A 12,968-nucleotide genomic window follows, 5' to 3' on the forward strand; every position below is an offset into this window, starting at 1 on the left:
TGGCTCGGATCAGGAGGTCAGGCGTATTTCAGCACATTTGGGGACTTGATCGGAGAATCCCTAGGTCTTACAGGCAGCATTGAGAGCAAAATTCAGATCGGCCCATTCGACGCTGACAAGCAGATCCAGCTAGCAGACATTGAGCGTCAGATCGAACAGATTGAAGATCCAGGCCGTTTGACGCTCTCCCAGGTCGACCTCTATATCAAGCGTGCCATCATCTACAAAGAGCTGGAGCGGGATGCTGTCTCTGTTGAGCACCAGTTCAATCTCGCTGTGCGGACAGCGAAAAAGTTTGGCACCCCGAGGCAGCATTTCGAGTCCCTTTATCAGCTGACATGGGCCGCGTATTGGTGGCTGGAAAATGCCGAGCTCTTCGAGGACACCTTTGAGAAAGCGCTTGGCGTGGCACAAGAGACCGACAACGTTGAGGTCTGGGAGAAAGTCGTAACGTTGTTCAATCTGGTTGTCACCACTCATCGAGACGGCAAGTGCACCCTCGATGTGGCCTGCATCGAAGCCACCATTCGAGAGAAATTGAACTCGATAGCCGGCGACGCGGATATGATCAGCGGCGCATTGCAAGCCAAGACATCACTGGCGCTCCTGGATCTTTTGGCTGCTAAAAGCGAGGAGCAGGTCAACAACACCTTCAGGTCTTTGGGCACCATCGCTGATAGTGCTCATAAGCTGATTGGCTACCCTATGGCTCGTCTCGTCAACTTGCTCGAAGAACTCGACGTGGCCTTTGGAGATCTCAAGGCCTACGAAGATCTCATGGATAAGCTCATTGATGATGCGGGTGAACGGGAAAATAGCCGGATAAAGGCAGATAAGTACCTGAGACGAGGAGCGCTGAGCAGCGATAAAAAGGATTACTACAGGGCAATCAAGTGCTTTGGGTTATCTCTGTATGGGTTGTATAGCAGCGAAAGCAAGACGGAAATGTTCGCTGCCCTTTATATGTTGTCCCATGCATACGAGAAGCAGGGCCTACTCTGGGCTGCCAGAGGTTCTGCGCTGATGGCAGCTTACCTCGTCACCTCTGAGGCACTGAAGGAGCAGCGGAGCAGTGCTAAGCAAGCTGCTATTTACCAGCAACTCATGTGGATTGAAGGTCAGCTTGGTCGCTTGGGTCAGTCATTAACTTGGTACCACCTGGCTCAACTAATCTCTCAAACACTGGATGAAGAGCTGTGGACAGAAAGTCAGAAAATGAGTTATGAGGTTCTCATTGGTAAGCTCTTTTTCAACGCCAATTTCTCAGATATTGAAAGACTAGCTTGGCTGCCGGATAAACTAAATCAGTTAGGTTTATGGCTCAGTGCCGATGCGCTATTGATTTGCTTAGGTCATGAAGATAAAGCAGGGCCCGAAGGTGAGCCTATTGATCTTCAATTTATAAATATGTGGCGCGGCATTGATATGGGCGCCCCGGTGGCCCCGCTCGACCTTTATATAGACCGCTGGACGACCATAAGCTCCTACATCCTGGGTTGTAAGGTGTCCGTATCCTTCCCCGTGAAGTCCCCTTGCATGGAGCTAGCGCAGCAATTACTGGCTGTGCTGGAAAGCTTCTGCGCCCCGATGATGGCAGACCATCTAGCGTCTACATTGCCCGCCGTAAATATTGATATCTCGCTGGAAGATGAGGACGAATTCATACTGCAGCATAGTTTCGATACTGCTGCACAGGTAACTTCTGCTGAAATACTCTGCTCGCCGTTCAGTATCGCCAATTTGACCGATGAGCAACGAGATACAATCAAGGATTTCTACAGTGAATTCTGCCTCCGTTTTGTCACCATCATCTGCCCTCAGATTGGCTGGACGAGATTGGAAGAAATGCTTCGAGGCGATAAAGCCTTGGAGCGAGCCGTTGTCTTCAACTGTAATATTGGATTGGACGGCTATTTCATGGGGCGTGATGCTGCCCCAGGAATTGCGACTCATCAGGATGAGTCCCTAGAGTTGCACAAGCCAACTCGTCGCGTGACTTGGTTTGAGCATCACAACATTGAACCCATGGACTGGCGACCTAAAGCTGACGTTTCCGAGGAGCGACCAAAACATCCGTTCCAATTTTCAACCCTTAAACATAGAGACTTGAAGATTTCATCTCTCATTCAGGTCAGTCTGTGGGATCAAGCTGGATGGAGGGGGGTTGGTTTTCAAGGGGGTGGAGGCCAGATTCCTGCTATTGTATTCCTATTTGAAAACCCAGTGGTTGGGGAAAAGATTTTTTCAAATATCGCTAAAACTGTTGGTGATAAAGATCCTGGCAATAAGTTGCGGATCGCACTCATGCGCGGAATTAGCAAGCAGAACCCTGCGCACTATCGAGTCGTGGTTACGAGTAATCTTGAGCAGAATGATGACGGCTCTTCGAGTATTCATTCGGCCTCATCCAGAATTCTTACGGTTACGCCGGATTCCTCTGAGAATCTTGATAGGTTCCTGAGCGATTATGAAAACTACAAAAGGTGCTATGTCGTCACGGTGGACGCAAAGGGGAGACCCACACATCATTTATCAACTTCAGGGCTTGTGGTTATAAATGCTTGGGAAATTGATGATAACCACCTAGAGATTACAGCGCTTCAACCTGATGACGATGTGTTAATCCCGGAGGGGGTCGACAACCCTCCGATCAGCCGTGCTTTGGCGAGGATTCGTTCATCGGAAGGCCGGAAGGCATAGACGCCCGAGGTGTGGTTACCCCAGGCGTGCATGCGTGTCGCCTGGGGAGCGTGTTTCTTATTGGCCAACGACGTATTGAGCTGTAGTCGGATTTCATTCGTAGTGCAACTCACCGAACAACCCAATCATGAGATCCCCTTCGAGCACCTCAAAAGGTAGTGTGACGTACTGATCTCGATGGCGAGGTAGCGCCTTTCCATCGTGCGGTGCGTTCTTCGTGTGCCCTTGAACCTTTTCCCCGACGACGCAGGTTCGAGCATTGCATCCCCCGGCTGGTATGGCCAACGGAGCTTGAGGCTTGTGATTACATAGGTGTGGTACGCAAGGCCAGTGAAATCGACCAGTACCAGCGCATCAGTGAATGCCCCTCCATCGCCAGGCGGGAGAACAGCGAGAGCACGTCAAGAGCGAGGGATGCAGTAAAAGCAGTAAGTTGAGTAGCGCTGCGGTGACTGTTCTGGGAAATTTTCCTTGAACTCATTCATTCCCAGTCCACTACCAAATCGGAGAGTCTGATGACAACGCACTCCCTTGTCGTTGCCAAATACCCGGCCCTGCAGTCCAAACGAACCCTGGCCCTGTTTTGGGTACTGATCGCGACCCTCGCGGTTGCAGCCACCTTCTCGGGGCCCCCGCCTTTCCTGCCTGAAGGCTTCGGCGCCGGCGAACGCTACTTAAGCGACCACATGCAGTTGCTCGCGGTGGTGTTCCTGGGGCTCTCGCGTTTGGCTGCCTTGTCAAAGCGGCCTCAGAAGCAACTGATCAAACGACTGAAGCGTGAGCATGGCCTCAAAGTGAAGCCTACGTGGAAGGCAGGCATCGCGGCTGGGAGATATCTGAATGGCGCGGCCTTGCTGATCCTCGCCTACTACCACACACAAGCCCTGGAGGCTCTTGTCTGGCTGGTACAGATGACGCTGCCTGTTTGACCTCTGAGTCTATCGGGAAAAGCTTCCTGTCGGGTATGGCAGGAAGCTCGGACGGCTCAGCCAGATGAATCAGGCCTGACGGCCACAAGTGCCGTCAGCTGGCCTTGCTGCGAAACTCTCTGCGCCTCCTTCGAGCGGCACAGCTGGACGGATCTGGACGGCAAGTCGGTATCGCTCACCTTGTCGGTTGGCGCACTCGACATAACCTACGTGAACACAATAGGAGCCGAGCCTTTGCCTGCATTGTCGTCTTCTTTGATTTTTGATGTCAGAAGTAGGATTCTGTCATTTGCTATCAAAAGCTTGGACAGCAGTAGGTCGCGTTCTTCTCGAAGGGAGTCCAGTTGGAGCATTGCATCCGCTAGCTGGGATTCAAAATGTGGATCCTTCCCCTCCGCAATCACCACCTTTGTGGACGTGCCCGTCGTTGTGGAGGCCTCCATTACAATCCAAGCCTGGATGTCTGCGACAAGCTTAGGATATCGAGACTTCCTCAAAGCAGAAGGGTCTCTCCCGGCCTCCCTAGCAACGTTATTCTGAGAGACCGGGCTGCCGGGAGGAAGGATCAGGGTGTTTCCATACTTAAGCCTCTCGAAGGCCGCACTGAAATCAAGCTCCGCCTTACCCATTATCATCACTCCGGAGAGTTTTGAGGGCTGCATCTATAGCCTTTATTTGGAACTCCATGGAAATATAATCCAAATCACCTGACTTGAAATCAACGAGGCGAGAAGTTAGGTCATCTTTAAGAGCGACTAATACAGCAACTTTACGTTTATCCCCCAGCCCCTCTGCGCAGGTACCGCAATCGCCTACAAAAGTAATTCCACCTGATGAACAATAGCCTTTTTTCAAACATATACCGAAGAATGTTTCTCGGATCGAAAAAGACCTTGTGTCGGCAGTCTCGCCCAGGCCTTTGATGTCGGTCACATCTACGAATTCGATGAGCTTCGCTTTATGCTCCTGACCATAGACAGAAACAAAATGATTTTCTTTAAGACCCACAGCAGCTCTTGATAAACTTGCAACAATTTCAGCCATTAGGCCCTTACGCATTTCAGCGCTAAGATTGCTCTGAAAATTTGATATATAATAGCGAGTCATCGATGTATCCCGGTGTTTCGCTTGATACTGAGTTGATGACCTGCTTACCCCAGATTCAGTGGCGTCTATCAGTAGCGTACGTCTCAGCTGATGAAGAGCAAAAGGCCAAATATTGCCAACGGCAAATTCTTGTATGTCCAATGACGGGGTATACTTTTTGGCCAACAGGAAGTCTTCTTCAGTAATAGTAAGCACTCTTGTATCAAAAAGGTTAGGGCATACCCCCTGCCAGCCATTGTAGGAAAAATCCTTACAGAGTTCGACGCTCTTATCTAATGCTTCACCCCTAGCACGGCCCCAAGGCTCATAAGCACGTAGGAGCAGAAGAGGGTTGAGCATATCGGCGCCTACGACATTGCCCCGATTAAAAATTTTTGCGCACCTCAATCTCATTGCTGAAACGGCACCCAGCGCCTTTACGACCTCACCACTATATTCATCAGTTACCCAAAGAGCATTGGGGTCATTGATTGTCTTTGATGTGCCGCCACAAAGAAAGTAAGCCTTACCTAGAACTTCATCATCATCTGAAATAAAGCAATTTGCTCTCAACTTAGAAAGCTCGCCTCTTCGCATGCCGGAATAATTAGCAAGATAGAGCAAGCCCACATAAGAAACAGCGGTCAAATACGATGAAAAAATTCTCGCCCCATCTTGAGAGATAATCGTATCAAGATCTCTCCCAATAGGTACCATCCACTTTCTCAATAACGGAGACAATCTATAGAAAGTAGAATAATGGTGAAAGGTTAAATACCTATGACCATCTTTACCCAATGGTTTGATATTATGCGTGTCGCTGGTGACGCGCCCCTTAACCCGGTTTCGCTTATAATCAGACCCTTCGTAAAGATCGATCAAACGGTTTTGGAGCCTATCTAGCCGCTCTGATGACGAGATGAAATCATCCATAAACTCCTTAAGCCGATCTTTCTGGTACTCCCAAATCCGCCATGGAATACATGGCGTTTGTTGAAACTCTACTGGCTCAAGCATTCGCTGCACCAAGGTGCTCTCCCACGGTGCCAAAAAATAAAAGCCTAAGCGACTACGTCCAACATACAAAACAGCAATGAGCTGAAGCATCACGCTAGCGCGACGGTGGAGCCCAAACACCTTGTAGGCCTGATCCTCATTCATTGGGGCTTCAAGCACATCCACATTATGCGAAGTCATTATGACGAAAAGGGCACGAAACTGCTTGTAGTAGTAGCTGTAAGTCTCAATCGAGATCGAGTGCCCACGGTTAATCCACAAGTACGCCATTACCATCTTAAGTGCTTTCCATCCCGAAGCAGAAATTTCCCCCTTCGCTGAATTTGAAACCCTATAGAAATAGAAGTTTTTAATTGTTCCAGACACACTTGAAAAATCCCATCGATCTTGACTATAGGTGACAAGCACCTGATCCTGTCCCGTGGACTCATCCTTTTTCACCAAAATAGGATAGTCATTATCTAGCGGAAACTTGAGCCCTGTCCCCATGCCTTGCAAGGCTTCCAGACTCTCCAGACCTTCCGAGCTTTCTGGGCGTTCTGGGCGTTCTGGGCGTTCTGGGCGTTCAAGACTATTGAACAACTCAGGATCTAACGCACTCATAAACTGGCCACGTCTAACAAATGAATAAAGCCGCTCCACCGAGGGTGGTAATTTCCCATTTGCGTCTGCTGCGCAGCTTTTGCTAACCATCCCGCACATTTCTTTCCAGCGGTCTCAAACGCGCCAATGATTTGGTCAAGGCGACTTATTGCAGATTCCAAGCCAGAAACATCCGCATTACTGCGCAAAGAAACCAACTTTTCACGCTCGCGTAAAACCTTATAAGAAAGAATAGACCATATATAAGAATATGTTTTTATGCCTTTGTAACTAATACAGAAAATGCAAAGATTCGGATTGACGCAATTTGGCTTCTCAAAACCCGCTGGTAACTCTTTTACAGGAATAGGCTGGCCAGTACATTCTCCCACGAGTGCAGCACGCTTAGCCTTCGCACTACTTCTATAGTAGTTCGACCACTCAGTGGTCGCTGTCTGGTGATTTGGGCGTTCATAATATCTACCGAAAGTTTCCAAATCATGCTGGCCTATCTCAGCGGCGAGGGCGGGGTCACCTGCTTTTCGGGCTAACCAGTTCTGCCGGGTTTTCCGGAGCTCTCCCGCTATAACAAACGGACGCTCCAGCTTCTTCATCAAACGAATTAGTGAACGAGGGTTAGGATTGTCGCTAACAGTTCTTCCGGCCTGTGGCAACTTACCGAATAACAGGTTGGTATGTTCGCTGATGCCCAGCGCTTTTCTGAACGCAAGAAAATCCAAGAAATAAGGCTTATACTCACCGTAAGCCGTGAATATAACTTCGCCTTGTTTTCGGCCTTTGTATGTGCGCGCTTCAAAACTGTCACCAACTGTGTAGAACTTTAGCTCCTGAAATTTGAGCCCTGCAGCGTCCGACAAGTTTATGGACGTCTGACTTATAAATAACATCAATTCAGTTTCCACTCGGACATTATATAAGGCATACCGAACTCTTAAACTTACATTTGTAAGCTTATCAGCCAGTAATTGTTCATGCTGAGTTAGGCCACTGTACAGCATTATCTCCTGACCATTTGACATCTTAAGCTGCGCTGGCAGAGGTCGCTGAAATGCTTCGATTCCTAAGCAGTTACGAATATCCATCAAGTCATCGATAAAGCGCTTAGCATCGCCAAGGTTTTGCTTATCTATTTGGGGGAATGCATTTTTTTTGCTAGGGGCCGTTAGCCCAGCATTTAATACAAAAAATTCCCGGCCCAGGCCTGTAGCGTTTCCGAGCAACGTCGCCATGCCACTAGCTTTCCCGTAACAGCCGTCCTCTTTAGCATCACCGCTATTAACACTTTTATAGAGGCTTTTGACCCATCCACAATATAGGCTGCAAGCATTTGCCTTGGTTGGGTCGATACCTAGTCCGTCACTGTACATATAAAAAGCCCGTACACGAGACACACCGCCTTCCAAAGTTCTGGGACTACCCCCTGATGAAACAATCCCATTCAATTCCGAGTGAAGGGCGTAGACGAGCGGGATGCGTGCAGTCACCACGAGCCCAAGGACGTTACCCAGACGATATTCTTCAAATTTCTTTGTATGGCAGCCAGCGCCATTCACGTAAAGGCAAGACCTCAACGTCAGTGGGATTCGCTCCTCCCCATAAACCACACCGTCAAATCCAAGATCGTCTATCATTTACTGCGCTCGTTATATCTGCCCATCATTGCTGCAGTGTATTCATTGGCATATTTGGCTTTGATTTTTGAATTTTGCAGAAACCTAACGTATTTCATTGTGGTTTCGACGTCTTTATGGAGAAGACAGTCCCTTGCGAAGCTCAAGATATCTGACAGTGGTATGCTGGGTTCGCATTCCATCCCACACTGAACTATCGCCACACCGAAGGTTGCACGAGCTCGATGAAAGTGAAAATCATCGAAGTTCAAACCCATCTTCCTCGCCTTTTCTTTTGCCGCAAAAACAAGAGAGTTTATGGCGCTGCGATCAGTATCCGAACGACGACCGTAGGAGTTTCCATTTTTTGTTATGAATAACAGTTCGCCACAATCCTCAGATGCTCTATTTTCTCTAATGATTCGCCGTATGGATTTGCAATATTCTTTCAGCTCATCTAAAAGCGCTGTGCCAATCATGACGGCCCCCTGCACCCCGAACTTAGTTGCAACAGGCGCGCCATCCACATTGGGCCCCACCTGTAACCAAGACAGCTCCGCATCAAAAAAATCAGGAGTGCCCCAGTTGACAGTATTAACTTTTAAATTACAGATTGACTCAATCCGTAGACCAGATTCAAACGCAATTCTAAGCATTAGATATAGGTCATAACTTAGATGATCGCGTGCAAAATCAATCAGCTCATTTCTATAGTCTATCGAAACTGGCATCAGCCCGCCTTCAACTCGACCTGCCGAGGCTTTGCGATTAGGAATAGCCAAGTTCGAAAAACTTACACTTACGGCTAACTCCCGGCCATATTGGTCAGGAACCTTAACTACCTTAACTCCGGTTACCTCAAAAGCAACGGCGCTAATGATCTTGTTTATCTGAGCCCATCTAAACAAGCGCAGCACGACAGACATTTTTGCGGAGACAGTTGATGGTGCTAGCTCACCGCTCTCTCTGGCGTCGATCAGGTGCTTTCTGTACCTGTTTATTGTCCTATCTGCAGGAATCAAGGGAAGATAATTCCATGGGCGCCCTTCGCCCTCTACAAATCGCATAAAAGTTATCAGGGCATAGGCCAAAGACCTTATAGACTTAATTCGTATGCCCTGAGTAGGGATGCTTTGGGCAAGAGCACCTAGCCAAAGATTCGCCTCATCCCATAACGCGCCTGTCGACCACCGCAGGATCGGGAACCCCAGGACGATGTAATTCTTCTGCCGCTTGAGGTCATGCGCGAATGGAAGGGCGTAGGAGGCGACACCTGGAGCCACAGTGATGTGAAAAAGGGTGAGGGTAATGAGCTCCACGAAAGCCATGCATTTCGATCCTTTAACCATATATTGACAACGCCACACCCGTACCGTATAGTTTAGTCATCTGGTCGACTCCAGAGGTATTATTTCGACCAGAAAAATGTGTATTTTACGCCAGATTCACCTCTCGTCAATCTTGTAATTCCCCCCATTTTTATATAAAAATCAGGAGTTTGGCTTGAGAAAAGCCTGATACGCCGCTCCGCATTCCCATCACGCTCCCCCGCCTTTATGTAGTAGCCATCGATAGTTCAGGCCCTCGGATTTCTCTAGCTCGTCAACCCTAACGGTATTTGCCCTCCTCACCCGCAGCCCATCTACAGAGCTTCTTAGATCTGATTGCTGGATCATTTCGATCCTCATTTCCAGCAAAAGCTGCCAGCTATCGCAGCGGGCAACACTTCACTTGGGGCACTGGAAATCCCTTTGGATCATCGAGACGTTATTGCTTAGTTGGGGCTGGAGGGCGTCCATATGGACATTTGTACTTTAGACGTCCATGCCCCGGTATTGACCTGTAAACCTCGCCCCCGCCGACCTGCCCAAGGATGGCGGACGCTTCGACCTGGCCATAGCCCTGGGCATCCTGGCCGCCAACGGGCAGATGCCGATCGCCTCGCTGCACGCGGTGGAGTGCCTGGGCGAGCTGGCGCTGTCGGGGGCGGTGCGCTGCGTGCAGGGCGTGCTGCCGGCCGCCCTTGCGGCCCGCGAAGCCGGGCGCGCGCTGGTGGTGCCACGGGAGAATGCCGAGGAGGCCTGCCTGGCTTCGGGCCTGGTGGTGTACGCCGTAGACCACCTGCTGGAACTGGTCGCGCACCTCAACGGCCAGCAGCCCCTCGAACCCTACAAGGCCAACGGCCTGGTCCTGCACAGCCAGCCCTACCCCGACCTCAACGAGGTACAGGGCCAGCTCGCCGCCAAGCGTGCCCTGCTGGTCGCGGCGGCCGGGGCCCACAACCTGCTGTTCAGCGGGCCACCCGGCACCGGCAAGACTCTGCTCGCCAGCCGCCTGCCCGGCCTGCTGCCACCGCTGAACGAGCGCGAAGCGCTGGAGGTGGCGGCCATCCAGTCGGTCGCCAGCCCGCTGCCGCTCAACAGCTGGCCGCAGCGTCCGTTTCGCCACCCGCATCACTCGGCGTCGGGGGCCGCACTGGTCGGCGGTGGCAGCCGCCCGCAACCCGGCGAGATCACCCTGGCCCACCATGGCGTGCTGTTTCTGGATGAGTTGCCGGAGTTCGAGCGGCGCGTGCTGGAAGTGCTGCGCGAGCCCCTGGAATCGGGCGAAATCGTGATCGCCCGGGCCAAGGACAAGATCCGCTTCCCGGCCCGCTTCCAACTGGTGGCGGCGATGAACCCCTGCCCCTGCGGCTACCATGGCGACCCCACCGGTCGCTGCCGATGCAGCAGCGACCAGATCCAGCGCTACCGCAACAAGCTCTCCGGCCCGTTGCTTGATCGCATCGACCTGCACCTGACCGTCGCCCGTGAAGCCACGGCGCTCTCGCACTGCACCGACAACGGCCCCGCCAGTGCCCACATCGCAGGGCAGGTGGCTGCCGCACGCGAACGACAACAACAGCGCCAGGGCTGTGCCAACGCCTTTCTCGAGCTGCCCGGCCTGCGCCAGCACTGCGCGCTGTCCGCTGACGATCAGCAATGGCTGGAAACCGCGTGCGAACGACTAACCTTGTCGCTACGGGCCGCGCACCGCCTGCTCAAGGTGGCACGTACGCTGGCCGATCTGGAACAGGCCGCACACATTGCGCGTGTGCACCTGGCCGAGGCCCTGCAGTACCGCCCCGGGCCTTAGGTGCCTTGACGCCCATCGGTTTGTGCAATGCCGGGCGCAGCCTCATCATGCGCCCTCACTGTTCAACGCTGCCGCCGTAGCAGCCCCCTGGAGCCGAGCGATGCCACACGAAGGCAGCCTTTTGCAAACAGCCGTCATCTTCCTGCTTGCCGCGGTCATTGCGGTGCCCCTGGCCAAGCGTTTGCAACTGGGCGCCGTGATCGGCTACCTGCTCGCAGGCGTCGCCATCGGCCCCCAGGTCCTGGGGCTGATCCGCGACACCGAAAGCGTCGCGCACATTTCCGAGCTGGGTGTGGTGCTGTTGCTGTTCATCATCGGCCTGGAGCTTTCGCCGCGCCGCCTGTGGCTGATGCGCAAATCGGTGTTCGGCGTGGGGCTGGCGCAGGTGCTGCTGACGGGCGCCGTGATCGGCGCCATTGCCCTGTTCGGCTTCGGCCAGCCGATGCCCGCCGCCGTGGTCGTCGGCCTGGGCCTGGCGTTATCGTCCACCGCCCTTGGCCTGCAGAGCCTGGCCGAAAGCAAGCAGCTCAACGCCCCCCATGGACGCCTGGCCTTCGCCGTGCTGCTGTTCCAGGATATCGCGGCCATTCCGCTGATCGCCCTGGTGCCCCTGTTGGCCGCCAGCGGCCCGGACACCAGCCACGGCGACAGCCTGGCACATGGCCTGAAGGTGTTCGCCAGCATCGCGGTGGTGATCGTCGGCGGCCGCTATCTGCTGCGCCCGGTGTTTCGCATCGTCGCCCGTACCGGGCTGCCGGAAGTCTCCACCGCCACCGCGCTGCTGGTGGTGATCGGTACTGCCTGGCTGATGGAAGAAGCCGGCATCTCCATGGCACTGGGCGCCTTCCTCGCCGGCCTGCTGCTGGCTGACTCCGAGTACCGCCATGAGCTCGAATCGCAGATCGAGCCCTTCAAGGGCCTGCTGCTCGGGCTGTTCTTCATCAGCGTGGGCATGGGGGCCAACCTGGGCATGCTGCTGCAGAGCCCGGGCCTGCTGTTGGGCCTGACCCTGTTGCTGGTGGCAGTCAAGTTGCCACTGTTGATGCTGGTCGGCCGCATCGGGGGGCTGAACAAGGGCAATGCATTGCGCCTGGGGGTGGTACTGGCGGCGGGCGGCGAATTTGCCTTCGTGGTATTCAAGCTGGGCAAGGATCAGGGCCTGTTCGACACCTACACCTATGACCTGCTGCTGATGACCATCACCCTGTCGATGGCCGTCACGCCTCTGTTGCTGCTGGCCTGCACGCGCCTGCTCAAGCACCGCCAGGCACCCCGTGAAGTGCCCGAGCAGTACCGGCAGATCCAGACCGACGCGCCGCGCGTGGTAATCGTCGGCATGGGGCGCATGGGCCAGATCGTCTCGCGCATATTGCGTGCCCAGAAGATTCCCTTCGTTGCCCTGGACACCTCGGTGGACGCCATCGAGCTGACCCGCACCTTCGAGCAGGCACCGGTATTCTACGGCGACCCGCTGCGAGCAGAAGTGCTGCATGCCGCCAAGGTGGGCGAGGCCGAGTACTTCGTGATCACCACCGATGACCCCGAAGTAACGACTTGCACGGCTGAACGGGTCAAGCGCCTGTACCCGCACCTCAAGGTGCTCGCCCGTGCGCGTAACCGCCAGCATGTGCACAAGCTGACCGATGTGGGCGCGGTGCCGATCCGCGAGACGTTCTACTCAAGCCTGGAAATGACCCGTCGCGCCCTGGTGGGGCTGGGGCTTTCCGAAGCGCAGGCAGCAGACCGTATCCAGCGCTTCACCGAACATGACGAGCAGGTGCTGGAAACCCAGGGCCTGGTGCGCAATGACCGCGCCAAGGTCATGCAGAACGCCAAGGAAGCACGGGCGGAGTTGGCGCGGCTGTTCGAGTCGGATGCAGACTGAGCG

7 protein-coding genes and 1 pseudogene are annotated in these 12,968 nt (G+C 53.4%); 4 read left to right on the forward strand and 4 right to left on the reverse strand.

What is annotated here, in order from left to right; genetic code table 11:
* Positions 1 to 45 precede the first annotated feature (45 nt).
* Both KH389_RS26315 and KH389_RS26320 read left to right on the forward strand, forming a co-directional pair.
* A complete protein-coding gene (locus tag KH389_RS26315) occupies positions 46 to 2,700 on the forward strand; it encodes a hypothetical protein (RefSeq protein ID WP_244988666.1) in 2,655 nt (884 codons plus the stop codon).
* Between the two features lie 515 nt (positions 2,701 to 3,215).
* Positions 3,216 to 3,629 (forward strand): hypothetical protein, encoded by a 414-nt coding sequence (locus KH389_RS26320; RefSeq protein WP_032856845.1) that lies wholly within the window; start codon positions 3,216 to 3,218, stop codon positions 3,627 to 3,629.
* 206 nt (positions 3,630 to 3,835) lie between these two features.
* On the opposite strand, the gene KH389_RS26325 is transcribed toward KH389_RS26320, so the two are convergent.
* The 4 genes from KH389_RS26325 to KH389_RS26340 are packed head-to-tail and all read right to left on the reverse strand — an operon-like array spanning position 3,836 to position 9,273.
* On the reverse strand, positions 3,836 to 4,258 hold the full coding sequence (locus tag KH389_RS26325) for a hypothetical protein (protein ID WP_213606559.1): 423 nt from the start codon (positions 4,256 to 4,258) through the stop codon (positions 3,836 to 3,838).
* The gene (locus KH389_RS26330; protein WP_213606560.1) at positions 4,251 to 6,335 is read right to left on the reverse strand and encodes a hypothetical protein; all 2,085 of its coding nucleotides are present in this window, start codon (positions 6,333 to 6,335) and stop codon (positions 4,251 to 4,253) included. The genes KH389_RS26325 and KH389_RS26330 overlap by 8 nt, the downstream gene beginning before the upstream one ends.
* Positions 6,332 to 7,966, reverse strand: coding sequence for a hypothetical protein (locus KH389_RS26335; protein ID WP_213606561.1), 1,635 nt, complete (start codon positions 7,964 to 7,966; stop codon positions 6,332 to 6,334). Before KH389_RS26335 ends, KH389_RS26330 begins: the two co-directional genes overlap by 4 nt.
* Positions 7,963 to 9,273 (reverse strand): tyrosine-type recombinase/integrase, encoded by a 1,311-nt coding sequence (locus tag KH389_RS26340; RefSeq protein WP_213606562.1) that lies wholly within the window; start codon positions 9,271 to 9,273, stop codon positions 7,963 to 7,965. The genes KH389_RS26335 and KH389_RS26340 overlap by 4 nt, the downstream gene beginning before the upstream one ends.
* Before the next feature lie 514 nt (positions 9,274 to 9,787).
* Between KH389_RS26340 and KH389_RS26345 the strand changes: the two are divergent.
* Positions 9,788 to 11,080: pseudogene (locus KH389_RS26345) on the forward strand (YifB family Mg chelatase-like AAA ATPase); the annotation flags it as partial.
* A gap of 100 nt (positions 11,081 to 11,180) precedes the next feature.
* A complete protein-coding gene (locus KH389_RS26350) occupies positions 11,181 to 12,965 on the forward strand; it encodes a monovalent cation:proton antiporter-2 (CPA2) family protein (protein WP_213606563.1) in 1,785 nt (594 codons plus the stop codon).
* Positions 12,966 to 12,968 lie beyond the last annotated feature (3 nt).

Origin of the sequence: Pseudomonas qingdaonensis, from assembly GCF_018398475.1 — a bacterium.
Lineage (GTDB): Bacteria > Pseudomonadota > Gammaproteobacteria > Pseudomonadales > Pseudomonadaceae > Aquipseudomonas > Aquipseudomonas palmensis.